The organism is uncultured Marixanthomonas sp., assembly GCF_963974425.1.
Classification (GTDB): domain Bacteria; phylum Bacteroidota; class Bacteroidia; order Flavobacteriales; family Flavobacteriaceae; genus Marixanthomonas.
Window position 1 is genome coordinate 1 of the sequence record NZ_CAXBCK010000035.1, and the last position, 19,831, is coordinate 19,831.

The window sequence follows — 19,831 nt, forward strand, 5'->3', positions numbered from 1 at the left end:
TTCAAAATCATTTAAATAGCAAATTAAATAGGTGGCGGGTAAATTTTTTAAATCAATTCGTTCATAATTCGATAAAACGTGTTCATTTTTTATTTTTTCTAAAAGGGCATTATTAGCATTGTAAATATGGTGCAATGTCTTTTTGTTGAAACGTGGCGGTTCAAAAATCATTTTAGAGTCGATTTTGTACGATCCATTTTCTTGAAAAGTAATCACCACTTCTTCTAGCGGGTAATGTTCTTGGCGGTTGTTCAGCCCTAAACTTACATATTCTATCGTTTTAAAATGATTATCGGTTACTTCGATGGTCACTTCATCTAAAGCAGAATAAAACAAACGTACTTGCTCGTTAATTAATTCAATATCTACCCGGGAATAATAGATGTCCTTTTTAACTTGTTTGGTATTTCCGGCCCAGCAAACAACAAACTGCTCTTTAAAAACTTTGTAGTGTGATTCGAGCTCGTCGTGGCGGTTGTTCATAAAATCGATTACACCATCTAAAGTGTGCTCAATGTTATTTTTTGCCTTGTTTTCAATAGATTTTACAATTTCAGAATTCACATCTTTTATTACAATATCAAAATCCTTTGGCATCGAAATACTTCCGTCTCGAAGAAAAATGCTGCCGCCCCAATATTTCCAAATGTTCTTCCGAAGCGAAGTGATTTCCCCTGTTGGGCGAATGGTTACTAATCCCACTACTTTATCCGGCGGTAAATGTGGAAACATCACATTTTCATAACTGATTAACGGCGCATTGGTCAAGTAGGCATTGACTAAGTTTTGAAGCTTGCTATCGTCGAAAAAATCAACTCCTCGTATTTCGTTTGCTTCATCTTCCACACCCACTACGATAAACGAGTTGTTTTTTGGGTTGCTGTTGCTCAGCGCACAAATGTGTTTTAAAAACTTGGCTTTTCCTTCTTTACTGCCCAGATCAATCTTTCGCTTTTTATCATAGAAACTGCTCTCGTCGTTATGGGCGAGCAAGTTTTTGATAAGAAGTCGTTTATTGATCACGGTTAAAAAAGTTATTGATTATTATGTTTTTAAGATGTCTTTTTGATTGGGTCCTTCGATACAATTTTTAAAGATGCGTACCGCATCTTTAAAAACCACTCAGAAACCTTACATTGTTCTCTTCATTAAAGGTGGCTGAGTGATTTACTATCAAAATGTGTCAATTTGATAGTAAATTGTATCGAAGCCAAATTAAACCGAATCCTTATTCACAATCACACTCGACGATTGGTCTAAACACATCACGGTTAAATCGGCTATATTTACATGTGGCGGTCGGGTTACAGCAAACCAAATTATGTCTGCAATATCTTCCGGTTGCAAAGGCGTGTAACCTTGATAAACTTTATCGGCTTTCTCGGTGTCACCTTTATAACGCACTTCGCTAAACTCGGTTTCGACCAACCCTGGATTAATAGCACCAATTTTTATGCCTTTTCCGTTTAGGTCTAGCCGCATTCCCTCGTTTATAGCGTCTACGGCGTGTTTGCTTGCGCAGTAGACATTCCCAGTTGGATAGACTTCTTTCCCAGCGGTAGACCCTATATTAATGATATGTCCAGATTTTCGCTCAATCATCTGCGGAAGGATGGCTTTAGTAACATATAATAATCCTTTTACGTTAATATCAATCATCGCATCCCAATCGTCTGTGTTTCCTTCATCAATAGGGTCTTTTCCATGGGCATTTCCGGCGTTGTTTATTAAAATATCGATTTTTGAAAATGGTTCAGGTAGGTTTTGAAGTTGCTTAAAAACAACCTCTTTATCTCGAACATCAAAATTCAAGGTATGTACTTTTGTAATTTCTGAAAGCTCTTTTTGAAGTGCATCAAGCCGTTCTTGCCTTCTTCCGCAGAGAATGACATGCAATCCGTTATTAGCAAAATTTTTAGCGATAGCGCGTCCAATCCCTGAAGTGGCACCAGTTATTAAAGCAGTTTTATTCATAAAATATAAAGTTTTCTAAAGATAGTAGGTATTACCGTTTTTACCGTTAAATAGAGTTAAAGGGAAAGTTAATCAATGTTAAGTAAATTTTACTTTTTTTAATTCATAAATATATTGTGCGCATACAAACCTAAAATTAAAAATAACATGAAAACTTTTTTAAAATTTATATGCATAGCCATTCTTACTGTAGGATTTGTATCCTGTAGTGATGATGACTCTTCAGAGAGCAATACTGATGAAACTGCGAGAGTTTCTATTGAATTGACAGATGCTCCTGGGGATTATGAAGCAGTATTTATAGATGTGGAAGATGTAGTAGTAAAATACAACGGAGAAGAAGACGAAGTATTTATTGATGATGTAGATGCAGGGATTTACAATTTATTGGAACTTACCGGTGGTGTTTCAGTTGTTTTGGTAGATGAAGAGCTACCTACGGGTTCTATTAGTCAAATTCGATTAGTTCTTGGTGATGATAATACAGTAGTAGTTGATGGCGAAACAATTCCGCTTCAAACTCCAAGTGCTCAACAATCTGGATTGAAAATTCAAGTGAATGAAACCCTTGAAGGAGGAATTTTTTATGAGTTTATGTTAGATTTCAATGTTGAGGAGTCTATTGTAGAACAAGGTAACGGAGGTTATTTGCTAAAACCGGTTATTAGGGCTACAACAGTAGCAGAAACTGGTGCTATTTCTGGCTCTGTAATTCCAGTTACCGATACCCCTGTTTTAGTTACAACAACAACCGGTGAGGGGGAAGAAATTTCTGCTTATACAGATGCACAAGGTAAATTTGTACTTCAAGGTATTTTAGAAGGTAATTATGATTTAAAGTTTGAAGCAGATCCTGATTTAAACTTTCCCCCTGTAATAATTGATAATGTCATTGTTGAAGTAGGTGAAATTACAACTGTGGGAGAAATAAATTTAGAATTATAATCTAATTATAATAGAAAGGGAAAGGGAGGTTTTTAAACCTCCTTTTTTCGTTAACCACACGTTAAAGCGCCCGTTAATCAATGTTAATTCTTCCGAAAGAGCTGTTATAACTAGCTATATTAGTAGTAAGCAAAAACCAATTAACTATGAAATCTTACATAAAAACAAGTCTATTAATTACTGTTACAGCCTTATTTATTAGCTGTAGTAGTAACAACAATATATTTGGCGGAAATAACAATACTTCAAATGAAAGTTCTGCCAATAAAACTGAAGTTGCTAACGAAGAAACCGAAACCACAAAAACAGATGGTGCTATTATGGGAAGTGTAATAGCCCCCAATTCTGAAGTATCAATTGTGGCGACAAATTCTGAAGAAAAAATTACAGGAACCACAAATGATGTAGGTGAATTTTTTATTACAGGTTTTCCAGAAGGAAATTATACTGTAAAAATAAAGACGGAAGATAGTAAGTTGCCCGAACAAACTTTTGAAAATGTTAAGGTGAAAATAGGTGAAGTAACCGCTTTAGGTACTGTTACAGTGGCTTCCAACTAATTGGTTTATGAAAAAAACTTTAACAGCACTGTAACTTTACTTTAAGAAACGGTGCTTTTTTTATGTCGTCTATTAAGATGAATTTTTTAACCCTTTATTAACAGCCTTTTTAGCAATAAATATACAATTTGCGAGACTGTATATAGAAATGTTTACTATTTGAAATTTTAAAGTATGGATCAAACAGATACTGCCTTGGATATTGGCGCGTTAAATGAAAAAATTGAAAAGGAAAGTGCATTTGTAAACATCCTTTCCATGGAAATAAACAAAGTAATTGTAGGCCAAAAACATATGGTCGAACGGTTGCTTATTGGTCTTTTAGGCCAAGGACACATTCTTCTTGAAGGTGTACCGGGTTTAGCAAAAACATTGGCTATTAATACGCTTTCAAAAGCGGTACACGGTTCATTTAGCCGGATACAGTTTACACCAGATTTACTTCCTGCCGATGTTGTTGGTACGATGATTTACAACATGAAGGTGAACGATTTCAGTATTAAAAAAGGACCAATTTTTGCCAACTTTGTATTGGCAGATGAGATTAACCGGGCGCCGGCGAAAGTGCAATCGGCTTTATTAGAAGCGATGCAAGAAAAGCAGGTGACCATTGGAGAAGAAACTTTTATCTTAGATAAGCCATTTTTGGTAATGGCGACCCAAAACCCAATTGAGCAGGAAGGAACATATCCGTTACCTGAAGCGCAGGTTGACCGTTTTATGCTTAAAACAGTTATAAACTATCCTAAGATTGCCGAAGAGCAATTGATTATGCGTCAAAATCTAAAAGGCGGTTTTGAAAAAGTAAACCCTGTTGTGACAATAGATCAAATTTTACGCGCACAGCAAGCCGCTCGGGAAGTATACATGGACGAAAAGATTGAACAATACATTCTAGACATTATTTTCGCAACAAGAAATCCTGAAAATTATAAATTAGACGATTTAAAGCACCTAATTGGTTTTGGAGCTTCCCCTCGTGGTAGTATAAATTTGGCAGTTGCTTCAAAGTGTTATGCGTTTATTAAACAAAGAGGGTATGTAATTCCAGAAGATGTTCGCGCCGTGGTTCACGATGTGTTGCGTCACCGTATTGGGATTACCTACGAAGCTGAAGCAGAAAATATTACTTCAGAAGATATCATAAACAAAATTGTAAATGTAATCGAGGTACCATAAAAACAGTACGCAGTAAGCAGTGGTCAGTATGCAGTTTTGTTGTCTGACTACTGTTTTTTACTGCCCCACTACTTATTGAATATTGACTACTGGAATAATGGATACAAAAGAACTTCTTAAAAAAGTACGAAAAATCGAAATCAAAACGCGTCGGTTAAGCGACCACGTTTTTGGTGGCGAATATCATAGTACGTTTAAAGGTCGTGGGATGACCTTTAGCGAAGTGCGCCAATACCAATTTGGTGATGATGTTCGAAGTATTGATTGGAACGTTACTGCTCGATACAATGAACCTTTTGTAAAAGTTTTTGAAGAGGAACGCGAGCTTACTTTAATGCTTGTAGCAGATATTAGTGGTTCTGAATTCTTCGGAACAGATTCTCAGTTTAAAAATGAAATTATTACTGAAATAGCTGCAACACTTGCTTTTTCAGCACTTCAGAATAATGATAAAATTGGATTGATTCTATTTTCAGATGAAATAGAGCTTTTTATTCCACCTAAAAAAGGAAAATCACACGTATTGCGCCTAATTCGGGAGTTATTAGAATTTCAACCAAAAAGTGAAAAAACAGATTTATCGCAAGCTTTAAAATACCTAACCAACGTAATGAAAAAGAAAGCCATCGTTTTTGTGCTTTCCGATTTTATTACAGATAATTATAAAGACACGCTGCGGATTGTAGCTAGAAAACATGACGTAACAGGAATTCGGGTGTATGATAAACGCGAAGAGGAAATTCCTAATCTAGGAATGGTGCAAATGCAAGATTCTGAAACAGGTGAACTCATGTTAGTAAACACCAATTCAAAGTCTGTTAGAACAAATTATAATAAATATTACAGAGAACGAGTAGCTTATTTTCAAGAATCATTTACTAAAAGTGGCGCTGGAGCATTAAGCTGCCGCGTGGATGAAAGCTACGTAAAAAAATTACTGGGTTATTTTAAACACAGAGCATAAATTATAATGAAAGAGAATAAAAAACATATTACATACTTGTTTTTGAAAACTAAGCAGCGATATTTTTTCGCTTCTTTTTTCTTTTTTCTAGTTACTTTTTTTGCTGAAGCTCAAGTGACGTCTTCAGTAGATTCTACTTCCATTAAAATTGGAGAAGAGATTGTTTATAGTATTCAGGTGGAAGCAGATTCAACCGATTTGGTGGTTTTCCCCGAAGGTCAGACCTTCACACCTTTAGAGGTAATCGAATCGTATAAAATCGATACTACTTTTGAGCAGGCAAAGTATCGCTTAATCAAAAAATATGGTCTTACACAGTTCGATTCAGGGCGTTATACCATTCCGCAACAACAAGTGGTTATTAACGATAAGCGATTTGGAACCGATTCTGTTTCTGTTGAGGTTCGTGATGTCGTAGTCGATACAACTAAACAGCAGATGTTTGATATAAAACCTGCTATCGAGGTAGATGAACCACCTTTCGATCTTAAAACATTATTGTTGTGGCTTATTCCAATCGTTATCATTTTAGCGATTGTAGGTTATATTTTATTCCGAAGAAAAAAATTAAAAGACGCCAAAGAAGAACAATTGCCACCCTATGAAGAAGCAATTACGGCGCTACATACGCTCGACACTTCTACTTATTTAAAGGAGAATAAACCAAAGGAATATTACTCGCATTTAACCGAAATTATAAAACGGTATTTAGATAGAGAAGTTGATGAAACTGCTTTGGAAAGTACTTCAGATGAATTAATTGCTCGTTTACAGCTGCATAAAGATTCTGGTAATTTTGAATTCAGTAATGAAACCATCCGAAGACTCGATACTATTTTAAAACGAGCCGATTTGGTAAAATTCGCCAAAATGTACCAAGCCGAAGGGCAAGCATCGTCTGACAGGAAAACCATTGAAGAAATTATAAACGAGACCAAAGAGGTAATCCCAGAACCAACCGAAGAAGAATTACAAGAAAATGCCGAATACCAAGAAGCACAACGTAAAAAGCGTGTTCGTAAAAAATGGGCATATGGCGCCTTGGGTCTATTAGTGGTTGCTCTTATTGCCGGTGCTGTTTATGGAGGTGTAAAAGGGTTTAATAACCTTAAAGACTTTGTAATTGGTAACGAAATACGTGAGTTAGCTGAAAACCGTTGGATTAAAAGTGAATATGGAGATCCGGCTATCATTATAGAAACCCCAGAAGTTTTAGTTCGAACCGAAGTTGAAATACCCGAATCGCAAAATATGCGTGTTGCCAATGCAAGTGTATTTACACAAGGTGAAATAACCGATCCTTTATACATTTGGTTAAATACAACAATGTATAAAGAAACTGCGCAAGGACAACAAAAAGGACAGGCGGAAGCAGATTTAGAAGGATTAATGGACGAAGCTTTGACAAACCTTGAAAAAAGGGGTGCTAAAAATATGCTGGTAAAACGTGAAGGTTTTGAAACCGAAAAAGGCATTACGGGTTTAAAAGCTTATGGTAAGTTCAACGTACAAGTTTCAGACGACAAAGTATTAAAAGAAACGAGTAGTTACGAACTGCTGTTGTTTGCTCAAAAGGGCGGTGTACAGCAAGTTTTAGTAGTATATCAAGAAGACGATGGCCGTTTTGCTGAAGATGTAAAAGACAGAATTATTAATTCCGTAGAACTTGAAATTTCAGAAAAATAATGTTTGAAAATTTTGAATTTGTAAACCCTATTTTTTTCTGGTTGTTGTTAGCGCTTCCGGTGCTAGTTGCATGGTATCTGTGGAAACGGAATAAACAAACCGCTACCTTAAAAATTTCCAGTGTGAAAGGCTTTAAAAGCGGAAAAAATTGGATAGCTAGACTAAAACCCATATTGTTTGTTTTACGTTTATTGGCTTTGGCAGCAATAATAGTAGCCTTGGCACGCCCTAGAACAGTAGATGAATCTACACGTATTAAAACAACAAAAGGGATTGATATTGTGATGGCGATTGATGTTTCAGCAAGTATGTTGGCGCGCGATTTAAAACCAAACCGACTTGAAGCCTTAAAAACTGTAGCAGCCCGTTTTATACAAGCCCGACCAAATGATCGTATTGGGTTGGTTGAATATGCTGGCGAAAGTTATACTAAAAACCCGCTCACTAGTGACAAAACTGTTGTGTTGTCATCTTTAAAAAGTATGGAATACAATACCGTTATCGAAGGCGGAACCGCAATTGGGATGGGGTTAGGTACTGCTGTAAACCGATTAAAAGAAAGCCGAGCAAAAAGTAAAGTGATTATTTTATTAACTGACGGTGTAAACAACAGCGGATTTATAGACCCTAAAATTGCGAGTGAATTGGCGGTAGAGTTTGGTATTAAAGTATATACCATTGGTTTGGGAACAAATGGTTTGGCTATGTCGCCAATAGGTTTGAGGCCTAACGGTAGTTTTCAATATGGAAGTATTCAAGTTGAAATTGATGAAGAATTATTAAAAGAAATAGCTGAAACTACCGGCGGACAATACTTTAGAGCAACTAGTACCACAAAGCTGAATGAAATTTACAACGAAATAAACAAACTGGAAAAAACAGATATAGAGGAATTTAAATACACTAATTATGAAGAAATGTTTCGCCCTTTAGTATTCCTAGCTTTAGGATTATTATTGATAGAACTATTACTTCGATATACGGTGTTTAGAAGTTTTATTTAAAAAGAAGAATAGATAATTAAGGAATAACAAAAAAAAATTCCTGCCTACGCAGGAAATCTTATGTACCAATTAGAACAACCCATATATTTTTACATACTGTTCGCCATTCCGGCAGTGGTCGTGCTATTTTTATTGGTATTGGCTTGGAAAAAACATACCCAGAAAAAATTTGCAGACAAACAGTTATTAAAAAAATTGAGTCCCAACCAATCAGTTTTTAAGTCTATTTTAAAAGTTTTGGTTGTTTGCTTGGCAATTGCATGCTTAAGTTTTGCGATGGTTAACCCAAAAATTGGTACCAAATTAGAAACCGTGAAACGTGAAGGCGTAGATGTGGTGTTTGCATTAGATGTTTCAAAAAGTATGTTGGCCGAAGATATCGCGCCCAACCGTTTAGAAAAGTCAAAACAGTTAGTCACGCAGATAATAAATAGTCTAGCGGGTGATCGTATTGGTATTATCGGGTATGCTGGGAGTGCTTTTCCGCAAGTACCAATTACGACCGATTTTTCTTCAACCAAGCTGTTTTTAAATGGAATGAATACTGATATGGTTTCTTCCCAAGGAACAGCTATTAACGAGGCCATACAAATGGCCGAAACCTATTATAACGACGAAGAACAAACCAATAGAGTGCTGTTTATCGTTTCAGATGGAGAAGATCACGAAGGGAACGTTGCAGGCATTGCAGAAGAAGCTGCACAAAAAGGAATAAAAATCTACACCATTGGTGTGGGAACACTTCAAGGAGGCCCTATTCCGATAAAGCGAAATGGCATCCTCCAGAACTATAAACGCGACCAAAATAATGAACAGGTTATTACTCGTTTAGGAGAAGAAACGTTAAAAGAAATTGCTGAAGAGGCAAATGGCGAATATATTAATGGAAGCAGCACTAAGGAAGTGGTTGATACGGTGACAGCAATCCTTAACGGAATGGATAAAAAAGAATTTGAAGCCAAACAATTCACCGATTTTAAAGATCAATTTCAATGGTTTTTAGGTGGGGCATTATTTTTGTTGTTAATAGATGTGTTGCTGTTAGAAAGAAAAACAGCGTGGGTAAAAAGACTCAACTTATTTAATGAAGGAGCTAAAGAAGACAAATAATATGAAACCGAAACTTTCTGAAATAACTACTATTTTAAAACTACTTTTAGTGGTATTGGCTTTTAGTTTTTCTACTGAAACGTTTTCACAAACTTCAAATAAACAGCAAACGAAACTTCAGAAAAAAGAAATACGTCAATCTAAGGAATTAATGAGCAATGCAAGCTTAGAGTTGCAAGATGAAAATTTTCCTGTAGCCGAAGCAGATTACCGAAAAGCCATATCATTAAACCCTGGAAGCGAAATTCCGAAGTACAATTTAGGAAATGCGTATTACAACAAAAGTAAAAGCAGTGAAGCCATGCTCCGTTATAAGCAAGCAGCTTCAGTAGGCACTTCAAAGGCTGAAAAACACAAAGCATTTCATAATCTTGGGAATGTGTTTATGAACCAAAAAAAATACCAAGACGCGGTTGAAGCTTATAAAAATGCCCTTCGCAATAATCCAACAGATGACGAAACTCGTTATAATTTAGCATTGGCAAAAGAAATGTTGGAGAAAAATCCACCACAAGGTGATGGCGGTGATGACGATAATAAAGATAAAAACGAAGACAACAAAGACAATAAGGATAAACAAAATCAAGACGATAAAAGCGACGAAGGAGATAAAGGGGACGAAAAAGAGGAAAATGACAAAGGTGATAAACAAGACGATAAAAAAGAAGGTGATGATAAGGAAGATAAAGGAAAACCTGATGAACCTAAAGATAAGGATCAAGGTAAGGGAGATAAACCTCAGCAGCAACAGCAACAACCTGTTCCTGGTCAACTTTCGCCACAGCAAGTAAAAAGCTTATTAGAAGCGATGAACAACGAAGAGAAAAAGGTTCAAGATAAAATGAATGCCGAAAAACAAAAAGGCGCCAAAATAAAGTCGGAGAAAGATTGGTAGATGATGAAACCTAATTATATTCTTTACATATTGATTCTTATGCTGTGCAGCGCAGGCTCGTTTGCACAAGTAACTTTTGATGCTAAAGTGAGCAAAAAAAGATTGGGTATTAATGAACGACTGCGCATAGATTTTGAAATGAACCAGGATGGCGATAACTTTAATCCGCCAGATTTTAATGGTTTCCGAGTCGTTGGCGGCCCAAATCAAGCCATTAGCAACTCTTATATTAATGGTAAGCGTAGTTATAGTAAAACCTATTCATATTTCCTTTCTCCACAGTCACAAGGGAAATTTACCATTGGTCAAGCAACTATTGAAATTGATGGCGAGACCTATAAAAGTTTACCTATTCAAGTACAAGTTACAGCTGCGGTTTCTAGACCACAAGACGGTAACAATGCAGATTATATAGCCAGTGAGAAAGTGCATTTAGTTGCTGAGATTTCAAACAACAGACCATTTTTAAACGAAGCTATTACTGTGGTTTATAAAATGTATGTTTCACACGATGTAAGTATTACCAGTAGCTGGCGAGAAATTGACACCCCAAAATTTGCCGATTTCTGGAGTCAGAATATCGATAACCAAGGAAACTTTAAAGTTTATGAAGGTAAATATCAAGGCGAAGATTATCGCTATGTTGTGTTGCGAACGACCGTGCTTTACCCACAAAAAACAGGCGAATTAGAAATAGAACCACTCACACTAGATGTTCCTATCGATGTGCCAACAAATCGGCGTGATTTCTTCGGAAGAAGAGTCACTACACGAGTTAATAAAACTATTTCTGCCGGAAAAAGAAGCATTAATGTAAAACCATTGCCTTTAGAGGGAAAACCTGATGACTTTGCTGGTGCAGTAGGCGATTACAGCTTTGATGTTTCGGTTAATAAAAACAAACTAGATGCTAACGAATCGTTAGAACTTACCACTACAGTTTCTGGAACAGGAAATTTAAAATTATTCGAGTTACCAAGTGTAACCTTGCCTAGTTCATTAGAAATTTATGAGCCAGAACGTTCTGAAAAAGTCCGTACTACTCGAAGTGGGATGAATGGTTCAGTAACCGAAAATCACACGGTTGTACCACAATTTAAAGGTAATTACCCTATTAGACCGCTTACCTTCTCCTATTTTGATCCGAAGACCGAAACCTATAAAACGCTTTCTTCTGAAGAGATTATAATAGATGTAGAGAATGGTCCTGTTACAGCTTCTGCAAATAATGATGCTTCAGAAAAACAAGAGTTGGTACTAGATAAAGAACAATTTAAGTTTATAAAACTAGATACTAACTTGGAGCCTATCGCTAGTGAATCCTTCTTCAAATCTACTTTATTTTGGTCATTGTTAGGAGGACCGTTATTGCTTATTCCAATATTTATATTAGCGGGAAGAAAACGACAGCAGCGATTGGCCGATGTACAAGGAAACCGATTGCGTAGAGCAAATAAACTTGCTAAAAAATACCTAAGTGAAGCTAAAAAGCAAATGAGCAATAAAGCTGTTTTCTATGAATCGTTAGAAAGGGCTTTACACAATTACTTAAAAGCAAAATTAAATATCGAAACGTCAGACTTCAGTAAAGAACGTATTGCGATACTCCTTTCAGAAAGAAGTGTGGAGTCGCAAACCGTTACTCAATTTATAACCTTGTTTAAAAGTTGTGAGTTTGCGCGTTACACTCCAACTTCAACTGTTGAAATTAAAGAGGATTATAATAAAGCCGTTTCGGTTATTTCAGAAATTGACAAACAAATTCAATATCCAGAATCATGAAGAAATTATTGATACTTGGTATGCTATTGGTTTCCGTTCTGGGATTTACTCAAAACGAAGCCTTGTTTGAGCAGGGAAAAGAAAATTATAAAAATGCTAAATTTAGCGAAGCGGTAACCAATTGGAAAAAAATTGTTGACAATGGGCAGCAATCTTCAGAGCTGTATTTTAATCTTGGCAACGCCCATTATAAGCTTAATAATATTGGGCCAAGTATATATTATTTTGAAAAAGCACTTCAGTTACAACCCAATGATGATGATATAAAAACGAATCTTGCTTTTGCTGAAAACGCCCGAATAGATGTAATTGAACCTTTGCCTAAAACTATCTTTTCCAGATGGTATAAAAGCGTGTCAGGAGTATTTACGTACAACGGCTGGGCTATTGTTTCGGTAATAGGTGTTGGATTATTTGTATTGCTTTTTCTGTTATATTGGTTTTCTATTTCAGAAACGAAAAAGCGCGTATATTTTACCACCTCTATTTTTTCAGTAGTTGTTTGCATAGCTGCTTTGGTTATGGCTTTTCAAACCTATATGGATTTTAATAAAAATAAACCCGCCATTATTTTTGCTGAAAAAACCGAAGTAAAAGGAGAGCCCACTATGGGTAGCGAAACAGCTTTTGAACTTCACGAAGGTACCAAAGTACAGATTATTGGAAACGAACAAAACTGGGTACGTATAGAATTGGCTGATGGTAAAGACGGTTGGATGCCTGTAAATGATTTAAAACAGTTATAGATTTAATAAATAGTTAACAGGAAATTACCTCTAAAACACTATTTTTGTAACTTTTAAAAACATCGCGTATTGAAATTAAAAAGTATTTTCTTTTTATTAATTTTCTCGTCTTTTCTAGTAATGCCCGTAATGGTGTATTTGGTAGATGCGGAGATTGATATGACTTCTTATTTTTCAATGAACGAAGAAGAAAGTACCGATGGTTTTAAAGTTGGACCAAAACAAACGAACACTTCACAAAAAAATTTGATTCTAGATTTTTCGTTAATGACAGAATTAAAACAACGAGTTCAGTTTCCGTATTTAAAAACTTGGAAACCTGTTTATCATGAAACCCTTTTACCACCTCCGGAACGGGTTCTATCCTAATAACTTACATTAATTTAAAGAAAATCTAATCTATCAAAGTTTGATAGAAATAGTACATTGCTATGATTTATAGCCGTGTAGATATATTATATAACTATAAAATTTCAATACTTATGAAAGCTCATACAAAAGAGACACAAGCAAAACTAACACCTAATACAGCGTTAGATATTTTAAAGGAAGGTAACAAGCGATTTACTAATAACTCTAAAGCAGACAGAAACTTACTAGAGCAAGTTAAGGACACACAAGGGGGACAATATCCTTTTGCTGTCATTTTAAGCCGTATAGACTCTCGTGTTCCTGCTGAAATAGTATTTGATCAAGGAATTGGTGATGTATTTAGTGCACGCGTAGCCGGTAATATTGTTGACAAAGACATTTTAGGAAGCATTGAGTACGGTTGTAAAGTAGCTGGCTCAAAATTGGTTGTGGTGTTAGGTCATACTTCATGTGGAGCAGTAAAAGGGGCTTGCGATGATGTAGAGCTGGGCAATATAACAAGTTTGGTTTCTAAAATTAAGCCAGCCGTTGCAGCTGTAGAAGAGCCGAAAGACGCCTCACAAAGAACATCTAGTAATACAGATTTTGTAAACGAAGTATCTAAAACAAATGTTCACCACACCTTAGATAACATGCGTAAACAAAGCCCTCTTTTAACCGAAATGGAAGAGAATAACGAGATAAAAATAGTAGGCGCTATGTACAATGTAAGTACAGGCGAAGTAACATTTTACAACTAAATAGAAAACTATGTTTAAAGGAATATTTACAAATTTTAAAGGCAATCTCTTTGGTGGTATCACCGCAGGGATTGTAGCACTACCATTAGCATTAGCCTTTGGTGTTCAATCTGGTCTTGGACCAGCCGCTGGACTATATGGTGCGATAATGATTTGTTTTTTTGCTTCCCTTTTTGGAGGAACAAATACACAAATATCCGGTCCTACGGCACCTATGACAGCCGTTTCTATGATTGTTATAGCTGGGATTATTACGGCTAACAATGGTAGTGTAGAACAAGCATTGCCATATATATTGCTGGTTTTCTTATTGGCTGGATTATTTCAGGTTGTTATGGGAGTCGTTGGTATAGGTAAATACATTCGGTATATACCTTACCCTGTTGTTTCTGGTTTTATGACTGCCATTGGGGTAATTATATTGGTAACTCAAGTATTGCCTATGTTAGGTTATTACGCTGAAGATGATACTGCATATATTAACGAATTTAAACCACAAGCAGAAGAGGTTCTCTTAGATAAAATATTAAAAGACGAAGCTGGAGAAGGTATTTTAGTACTGGAAGACTTTAAAGAAACCATAATACGGGCTGAAGGGATAAACGAAGCTGAAATCAATAAAGAAGCAACTACACTGGCACAATCTGAAAGTTCAGGAGTTTTAGGAGCGATAAAATCACTTCCTAGAGCTATAAGCAGTATTAGTTGGTTAGAATTTGCCTTGGCAGCCTTGACTATTTTTATAATTTATGGTTTTAAACGTATTACAACTGCGGTGCCTAGTACGCTGGTAGCATTATTAGTTGTTTCAGCAGGGGCTTACTTTTTAAACCTTGATTATCGTCCAATTGAACAAATTCCTGGTGGTTTTCCAATGCCAAATCTCGATATGTTTGCAAGTTTTAGTTTTGGAAAAATTTCCCCATATGTATTTAGTGCATTGACGTTGGCATTTTTAGGGGCAATTGATTCGCTGTTAACTTCTGTTGTAGCAGATAATATGACCAAAACAAAACACAAGCCTAACAAAGAATTGGTAGGTCAAGGTATTGGTAACAGTGTTGCAGCTATTTTTGGGGGTATACCTGGTGCAGGAGCAACTATCCGTACGGTGGTAAACATCAAATCTGGTGGTACTACACGTCTTTCGGGTATGGTTGCAGCTATATTACTTTTAGTGATATTATTAGCATTAGGTCCAGTAGCATCACAAATTCCAGCAGCAGTATTGGCCGGAATATTAATTACTGTGGGTATTGGCGTTATGGATTATAAAGGTCTTAAAGCAATTCCTAAGATGCAGAAAAGTGAAATTGCTGTAATGATGGTAGTTTTAGTACTTTCTGTATTCTGGAATCTTGTATATGCTGTAGGTATTGGTCTAATTTTGGCCTCTGTAATTTTCATGAAGAAAATGGGAGATCTTACAGCAGACCAATCTAAAGTAGTGCCTCTAGACAATGCAGATGAATTAGCGTTACCTTGGAAAGACGAAGTAGAATTTCCAAATAAGTTTCGTGAAGAAGTTTTTATCAAAAGATTGGAAGGACCTTTGTTCTTTGGATACACATCAGATTTTCAGCTCTTATCCGAACAAATTCCAAATACAGCAAAACATGTTGTAATTCGTATGGGGAAAGTTCCATATATGGATCAATCAGGTTTATATGCCATGGAAGAAGTGTTGTTAGAATTGCGAAGAAGAAAGGTGAAAATCATTTTTGAGCAGTTACAGATGCAACCACGGATCTTGATGGAAAAAATCGATATTATCCCAGATTTGGTTCCAGAAGAACGAATCTTTGATAATTTTAAAGAAACGATAATCTACATTAAAAACAATGTAGAAGATGAAGTTTAATATTTCAAAGCCTCGCGAAAGCGGGGCTTTTTTTATACTTGTTATATAACTGAATCGGTATCTTTTTCTTGAATTTCAGGTTCTGGATCTATAAGCTCTTCATCATTTCTGAAATCATCCACTTCTCTTAAAATATGAGGAAGCACTAACGGAGCTAAGGATGCTACAGGCGGATATAAAATAGATTCATGTCGTTGTTCTTCCGAAACAATAGTATAGCTTTCTGATGCATTTACAAACATAAAGATTACACTTACTATAAAAGCATATTTTAAAACGCTAAAAACGGCTCCTAATAGTTTGTTTACTATTCCCAAAGCAGCAAAGTCTGCTATTTTAGTCAACAGCTTTCCGGCCAATGAAACCACAAAGACAATAATTAAAAACGTAACGGCAAAAGCTGCTAAATTGGTGGTTTGCGTGCTCCAGTCAAATCGGCTTGAAAGAAAATCTGCTGCATAATGCGAAAAGTAAATCGCACCATAAACCCCAGCAATTATACCTATTAAAGAAGCAAGGGTGACAAACAACCCTTTTTTAAAGCCTAGATAAAAAGCGATGAGCAAAATAACGCCGAGAATAATGTCGATTGTGACCATACTATAAGTTTGAAGTAAATATACTATTTCTAAAAATATCGGGTAATGCAAACTGTGTTTTTACGCTTTTTCAGTTTGCCTTTTGGTATTTTAAAGACGTATCTTTGTACCTATAATTTATGGCAAGAGACGAACAATTAAAACAACAATGGGAAGCGGTGGTTAAGCTATTGAGCGACCGTTTTGCCGATGGCGAGCAACTAGACTTGGATGCGATTATTTATTTAATTGGTGTACAGGAATTAGGACAATTGCACAGGCGGTTTAAAAAAGATGATAAAATAAACTTGATGCACATTGCTATTTGCAGGTTGCTAGAACCTTTTGGGTATTACGAGTTTGAATATTTTGACGATCAAAGTTGGCCACACTATAAAATGCTAGAACAGCTACCACCTTTAAAGGCAGGTGAGCAGAGTGTATTAATGAAAGAAGCGATTGTGCATTATTTCCTTGAAAAGGAAGTGATTAAATAGCCAATAATTTATGTAATTTTGCCATCCACAATAATATGGGTATGCTAGATAAAATTAAAGAACATATTGCCGAAGTTGAAGCATTTACAACAACTTCAAAAGACGAAGTAGAGAAATTTCGAATAAAATACCTTGGAAAGAAAGGGTTATTGAACGACTTTTTTGCTGAATTCAAAAATGTTCCTAACGAACAAAAAAAGGAATTTGGGCAGACGATTAATACACTTAAAAATGCGGCTCAAGAAAAAGTAGATGCTATAAAGGCAACTTTAGAAGCGAAAGAAGAGATTAAAGGTGTGTATGGCGATCTTTCTCGTCCAGGTGAACCGATTGAACTAGGTTCGCGCCACCCTATTTCTGTCGTTAAGAATAAAATTACCGAAATATTTTCTCGTATTGGTTTTAATGTATCTGAAGGACCGGAAATTGAAGATGATTGGCATAACTTTACAGCTTTAAATTTACCCGAATACCACCCAGCTCGGGATATGCAGGATACCTTTTTTGTACAGACCGATCCTGATATTATGTTACGTACGCATACATCGACCGTTCAAGTTCGGTACATGGAAAATAATAAACCGCCTATTCGTACTATTTCACCAGGGCGTGTATATAGAAATGAAGCTATTTCAGCACGGTCACATTGCTTTTTTCATCAAGTAGAAGGATTGTATGTTGATAAAGGCGTAAGCTTTGCAGATTTAAAACAGACGCTTCAATATTTCACTACGGAATTGTTCGGAAAATCTAAAATACGGTTGCGACCTTCTTACTTTCCGTTTACCGAGCCAAGTGCCGAAGTAGATGTGTATTGGGGATTAGAAACCGAAACCGATTATAAAATGACCAAAGGTACTGGTTGGTTAGAAATTATGGGTTGTGGTATGGTAGATCCTAACGTCCTTGAAAATTGCGGAATAGATTCTGAAGAGTATTCTGGTTTCGCTTTCGGGATGGGAATAGACCGTATTGCTTTATTACTACACCAAATACCAGACATTCGCATGTTAAGTGAAAATGACCTTCGCTTTTTGCAACAGTTTAAAAGTGTATTATAAAAAATAACCTCTCACAAGTACTGATTAAAACCTAAAAACAGATGAAAAAATATTTAATTGTTGGTTTTTTAATCGTTGCACTATTAGTAGTTGCCTACCTTACTTTTGTAATTGCCGCTATAAAAATTATAGTGGGTAGTATTTTCTTAGGAATATTTGCCTTGGCTTTGTTAGGCGTGTGGATTACTTGGAAAGTTAAAAAAGATTGATTCTGTATGCGTAAAGATATTATAATCCCTGAAGTGAAGAACGTTTATATAGCTGCGGTTAACGAGTTTAACGAGGAGTTTAAAACGTACGATTGGAACGCCTATATTATTAATGACAATTCCGAACCGTTAGAAACCGTCATCATTATATCACAAGGCTACGATTGTAAAAAAATGACCGCCCCGATGCGGAAAACAATCCAATTATTACCGGCTAAAGGATATGCTAAGATTGAATATTTGGAAGAAAACGTATTGAAAGTAAACAACTTTTTTACCGTCACCTATTTTATTGGCGACAAGCTATACGACAAACGTTTTGAAATTCCAGCAAATGCTGCCATTCAGGATAATGCCGTTTCACTTCCTGTAGTGAAAAAGGATGGAGTTTTAGCTCGGTGATTAATCCAACTTATCTGTTAACTTCGTAAATACCTTTTTTGGGTCTTTCCCCTCATATAAAATATTATACACAGCAGTTATAATTGGTGTTTTAGCTTTTTTCTTCCCTTTTGCTTGGTTGAGGTTATAGGCACTTTTGGTGGCGTAATACCCTTCGGCAATCATACTCATTTCCATTTGGGCACTTTTTACAGTGTAGCCTTTCCCAATCATATTACCAAACATTCTATTTCGGCTAAATACAGAATAGCCCGTAACTAGCAAATCACCTAAATAGGCAGAATCATTAATGTTACGTTTCATTTTGTGTACTTTCTTCACGTACTTTTTCATCTCGCGTATGGCATTGCTCATCAATACGCTCTGAAAGTTATCTCCATAACCCAGACCGTGTGCAATTCCGGCAGCAATGGCATAGATGTTTTTAAGCATGGCTGCATATTCGGTGCCCATTACGTCATCGCTGGTGGTACATTTTATATAATCGCTAGACAATGTATCTGCAACTAACTTGGCTTTTTCTTCATCGGCGCAGGCAATGGTTAAATAAGACAAACGTTCTAAAGCGACCTCTTCGGCATGACAAGGGCCGGAAATAACGCCAATATTATTAAAAGCGACGTTATAATGGGTGTTAAAGTGATCACCAACAATTAAGCTGGTTTCAGGAACAATCCCTTTTATCGCCGAAAAGATCACTTTTTCTTCAAGAGAAACAGTAAGTTTTTTAAGTTCGGTTTCTACAAATGCCGAGGGGATAACAAAGATGAGGTAGTCTGCGTACTCTACCATTTCATTGATGTCATTACTCAATTTAAGCTGCGAAACTTTAAACTCTACAGAACTTAAGTAATTGGGGTTGTGGTCTTCTTTTTTAATATGGTCTAGTGCATATGTGTTACGCATGTACCAACCTACTTCATCTAGATTTTCACATAGCATTTTCACAATGGCGGTTGCCCAGCTTCCGCCGCCAAAAACGGCAAATTTTGGTCTTTCTGTCATAATTAAGTTTTCAATTGTTTCAAAAGTACGCAATTATTGTCAAGGCTCGAATTAAAGTGCAAATTTCAAGAATAGAACAAATCATTTAAAAAACTTGGCACGTGTTTTGAATCTTTTAAAACTGAAATATTATTGTTTTAGGGATATAGATTATTTAACAATGGATTATGAGTGTTTAAATAAGAATCCCCCAAACTTTGCGTTATAAGAGAACAAGAAAAACTGAATTTTAAAATAATTCAGAAAAATATATAAACCCTT

Annotated in this window: 21 protein-coding genes; 17 read left to right on the plus strand and 4 right to left on the minus strand. The window is 36.0% G+C overall.

Going from position 1 to position 19,831, the window contains the following annotated elements:
- Positions 1 to 1,023: ATP-binding protein (locus AACZ92_RS10995; protein WP_339701108.1), on the minus strand; the 1,023-nt coding region annotated here is incomplete at its 3' end.
- Between the two features lie 192 nt (positions 1,024 to 1,215).
- On the minus strand, positions 1,216 to 1,974 hold the full coding sequence (locus tag AACZ92_RS11000) for an SDR family NAD(P)-dependent oxidoreductase (protein ID WP_339701111.1): 759 nt from the start codon (positions 1,972 to 1,974) through the stop codon (positions 1,216 to 1,218).
- Between the two features lie 147 nt (positions 1,975 to 2,121).
- Here AACZ92_RS11000 and AACZ92_RS11005 point away from each other — a divergent pair, with 147 nt between their 5' ends.
- The 13 genes from AACZ92_RS11005 to AACZ92_RS11065 all read left to right on the plus strand — a co-directional run bounded on the left by AACZ92_RS11005 (position 2,122) and on the right by AACZ92_RS11065 (position 15,818).
- On the plus strand, positions 2,122 to 2,919 hold the full coding sequence (locus AACZ92_RS11005) for a DUF4382 domain-containing protein (RefSeq protein WP_339701113.1): 798 nt from the start codon (positions 2,122 to 2,124) through the stop codon (positions 2,917 to 2,919).
- A 146-nt stretch (positions 2,920 to 3,065) separates the two neighbouring features.
- A complete protein-coding gene (locus AACZ92_RS11010; protein WP_339701115.1) occupies positions 3,066 to 3,479 on the plus strand; it encodes a hypothetical protein in 414 nt (137 codons plus the stop codon).
- Positions 3,480 to 3,653: 174 nt separating this feature from the next.
- The gene (locus AACZ92_RS11015; protein ID WP_339701118.1) at positions 3,654 to 4,658 is read left to right on the plus strand and encodes a MoxR family ATPase; all 1,005 of its coding nucleotides are present in this window, start codon (positions 3,654 to 3,656) and stop codon (positions 4,656 to 4,658) included.
- 97 nt (positions 4,659 to 4,755) lie between these two features.
- The gene (locus AACZ92_RS11020) at positions 4,756 to 5,622 is read left to right on the plus strand and encodes a DUF58 domain-containing protein (RefSeq protein WP_339701121.1); all 867 of its coding nucleotides are present in this window, start codon (positions 4,756 to 4,758) and stop codon (positions 5,620 to 5,622) included.
- A 6-nt stretch (positions 5,623 to 5,628) separates the two neighbouring features.
- Positions 5,629 to 7,308 carry a DUF4381 domain-containing protein gene (locus AACZ92_RS11025; protein ID WP_339701123.1) on the plus strand — a complete coding sequence of 560 codons (1,680 nt, stop codon included), beginning with the start codon at positions 5,629 to 5,631 and terminating at the stop codon, positions 7,306 to 7,308.
- Entirely contained in the window at positions 7,308 to 8,312 is a 1,005-nt protein-coding gene (locus AACZ92_RS11030) for a VWA domain-containing protein (RefSeq protein ID WP_339701125.1), read from the plus strand. Before AACZ92_RS11025 ends, AACZ92_RS11030 begins: the two co-directional genes overlap by 1 nt.
- 60 nt (positions 8,313 to 8,372) lie before the next feature.
- Entirely contained in the window at positions 8,373 to 9,422 is a 1,050-nt protein-coding gene (locus AACZ92_RS11035) for a VWA domain-containing protein (protein ID WP_339701127.1), read from the plus strand.
- 1 nt (position 9,423) lies between these two features.
- The gene (locus tag AACZ92_RS11040) at positions 9,424 to 10,317 is read left to right on the plus strand and encodes a tetratricopeptide repeat protein (protein ID WP_339701130.1); all 894 of its coding nucleotides are present in this window, start codon (positions 9,424 to 9,426) and stop codon (positions 10,315 to 10,317) included.
- Positions 10,318 to 10,356: 39 nt separating this feature from the next.
- Positions 10,357 to 12,099, plus strand: a complete 1,743-nt coding sequence (locus AACZ92_RS11045) for a BatD family protein (RefSeq protein WP_339701132.1) — start codon at positions 10,357 to 10,359, stop codon at positions 12,097 to 12,099.
- Complete coding sequence (locus AACZ92_RS11050; protein WP_339701135.1) at positions 12,096 to 12,845, plus strand: tetratricopeptide repeat protein; 750 nt, start codon at positions 12,096 to 12,098, stop codon at positions 12,843 to 12,845. The genes AACZ92_RS11045 and AACZ92_RS11050 overlap by 4 nt, the downstream gene beginning before the upstream one ends.
- A gap of 69 nt (positions 12,846 to 12,914) precedes the next feature.
- A complete protein-coding gene (locus AACZ92_RS11055; RefSeq protein WP_339701138.1) occupies positions 12,915 to 13,214 on the plus strand; it encodes a hypothetical protein in 300 nt (99 codons plus the stop codon).
- A gap of 113 nt (positions 13,215 to 13,327) precedes the next feature.
- Positions 13,328 to 13,957, plus strand: coding sequence for a carbonic anhydrase family protein (locus AACZ92_RS11060; protein WP_339701141.1), 630 nt, complete (start codon positions 13,328 to 13,330; stop codon positions 13,955 to 13,957).
- Positions 13,958 to 13,967: 10 nt separating this feature from the next.
- A complete protein-coding gene (locus AACZ92_RS11065; protein ID WP_339701144.1) occupies positions 13,968 to 15,818 on the plus strand; it encodes a SulP family inorganic anion transporter in 1,851 nt (616 codons plus the stop codon).
- Between the two features lie 41 nt (positions 15,819 to 15,859).
- Here AACZ92_RS11065 and AACZ92_RS11070 read toward each other — a convergent pair whose 3' ends face one another.
- Positions 15,860 to 16,417 carry a CvpA family protein gene (locus AACZ92_RS11070; protein WP_339701147.1) on the minus strand — a complete coding sequence of 186 codons (558 nt, stop codon included), beginning with the start codon at positions 16,415 to 16,417 and terminating at the stop codon, positions 15,860 to 15,862.
- Positions 16,418 to 16,536: 119 nt separating this feature from the next.
- On the opposite strand from AACZ92_RS11070, the gene AACZ92_RS11075 reads away from it, so the two are divergent.
- The 4 genes from AACZ92_RS11075 to AACZ92_RS11090 are packed head-to-tail and all read left to right on the plus strand — an operon-like array spanning position 16,537 to position 18,565.
- Positions 16,537 to 16,893, plus strand: a complete 357-nt coding sequence (locus AACZ92_RS11075; RefSeq protein ID WP_339701150.1) for a hypothetical protein — start codon at positions 16,537 to 16,539, stop codon at positions 16,891 to 16,893.
- A gap of 41 nt (positions 16,894 to 16,934) precedes the next feature.
- Entirely contained in the window at positions 16,935 to 17,954 is a 1,020-nt protein-coding gene (gene pheS / locus AACZ92_RS11080) for a phenylalanine--tRNA ligase subunit alpha (RefSeq protein ID WP_339701153.1), read from the plus strand.
- 41 nt (positions 17,955 to 17,995) lie between these two features.
- A complete protein-coding gene (locus AACZ92_RS11085) occupies positions 17,996 to 18,163 on the plus strand; it encodes a hypothetical protein (RefSeq protein WP_339701156.1) in 168 nt (55 codons plus the stop codon).
- 6 nt (positions 18,164 to 18,169) lie between these two features.
- Positions 18,170 to 18,565, plus strand: a complete 396-nt coding sequence (locus tag AACZ92_RS11090) for a hypothetical protein (protein ID WP_339701159.1) — start codon at positions 18,170 to 18,172, stop codon at positions 18,563 to 18,565.
- On the opposite strand, the gene AACZ92_RS11095 is transcribed toward AACZ92_RS11090, so the two are convergent.
- The gene (locus tag AACZ92_RS11095) at positions 18,566 to 19,570 is read right to left on the minus strand and encodes an NAD(P)H-dependent glycerol-3-phosphate dehydrogenase (RefSeq protein ID WP_339701162.1); all 1,005 of its coding nucleotides are present in this window, start codon (positions 19,568 to 19,570) and stop codon (positions 18,566 to 18,568) included.
- Between the last annotated feature and the right edge of the window lie 261 nt (positions 19,571 to 19,831).

Bases quoted from the DNA above. Each gene is read 5' to 3' on its own strand.
- AACZ92_RS11045 (WP_339701132.1), top strand. From the start codon at position 10,357: ATGCTGTGCAGCGCAGGCTCGTTTGCACAAGTAACTTTTGATGCTAAA.
- AACZ92_RS11060 (WP_339701141.1), top strand. From the start codon at position 13,328: ATGAAAGCTCATACAAAAGAGACACAAGCAAAACTAACACCTAATACA.
- pheS (WP_339701153.1), top strand. From the start codon at position 16,935: ATGCTAGATAAAATTAAAGAACATATTGCCGAAGTTGAAGCATTTACA.
- AACZ92_RS11065 (WP_339701144.1), top strand. From the start codon at position 13,968: ATGTTTAAAGGAATATTTACAAATTTTAAAGGCAATCTCTTTGGTGGT.
- AACZ92_RS11025 (WP_339701123.1), top strand. From the start codon at position 5,629: ATGAAAGAGAATAAAAAACATATTACATACTTGTTTTTGAAAACTAAG.
- AACZ92_RS11010 (WP_339701115.1), top strand. From the start codon at position 3,066: ATGAAATCTTACATAAAAACAAGTCTATTAATTACTGTTACAGCCTTA.
- AACZ92_RS11015 (WP_339701118.1), top strand. From the start codon at position 3,654: ATGGATCAAACAGATACTGCCTTGGATATTGGCGCGTTAAATGAAAAA.
- AACZ92_RS11085 (WP_339701156.1), top strand. From the start codon at position 17,996: ATGAAAAAATATTTAATTGTTGGTTTTTTAATCGTTGCACTATTAGTA.
- AACZ92_RS11000 (WP_339701111.1), bottom strand. From the start codon at position 1,974: ATGAATAAAACTGCTTTAATAACTGGTGCCACTTCAGGGATTGGACGC.
- AACZ92_RS11020 (WP_339701121.1), top strand. From the start codon at position 4,756: ATGGATACAAAAGAACTTCTTAAAAAAGTACGAAAAATCGAAATCAAA.
- AACZ92_RS11070 (WP_339701147.1), bottom strand. From the start codon at position 16,417: ATGGTCACAATCGACATTATTCTCGGCGTTATTTTGCTCATCGCTTTT.
- AACZ92_RS11075 (WP_339701150.1), top strand. From the start codon at position 16,537: ATGGCAAGAGACGAACAATTAAAACAACAATGGGAAGCGGTGGTTAAG.
- AACZ92_RS11035 (WP_339701127.1), top strand. From the start codon at position 8,373: ATGTACCAATTAGAACAACCCATATATTTTTACATACTGTTCGCCATT.
- AACZ92_RS11090 (WP_339701159.1), top strand. From the start codon at position 18,170: ATGCGTAAAGATATTATAATCCCTGAAGTGAAGAACGTTTATATAGCT.
- AACZ92_RS11005 (WP_339701113.1), top strand. From the start codon at position 2,122: ATGAAAACTTTTTTAAAATTTATATGCATAGCCATTCTTACTGTAGGA.
- AACZ92_RS11050 (WP_339701135.1), top strand. From the start codon at position 12,096: ATGAAGAAATTATTGATACTTGGTATGCTATTGGTTTCCGTTCTGGGA.
- AACZ92_RS11030 (WP_339701125.1), top strand. From the start codon at position 7,308: ATGTTTGAAAATTTTGAATTTGTAAACCCTATTTTTTTCTGGTTGTTG.
- AACZ92_RS11095 (WP_339701162.1), bottom strand. From the start codon at position 19,570: ATGACAGAAAGACCAAAATTTGCCGTTTTTGGCGGCGGAAGCTGGGCA.
- AACZ92_RS11040 (WP_339701130.1), top strand. From the start codon at position 9,424: ATGAAACCGAAACTTTCTGAAATAACTACTATTTTAAAACTACTTTTA.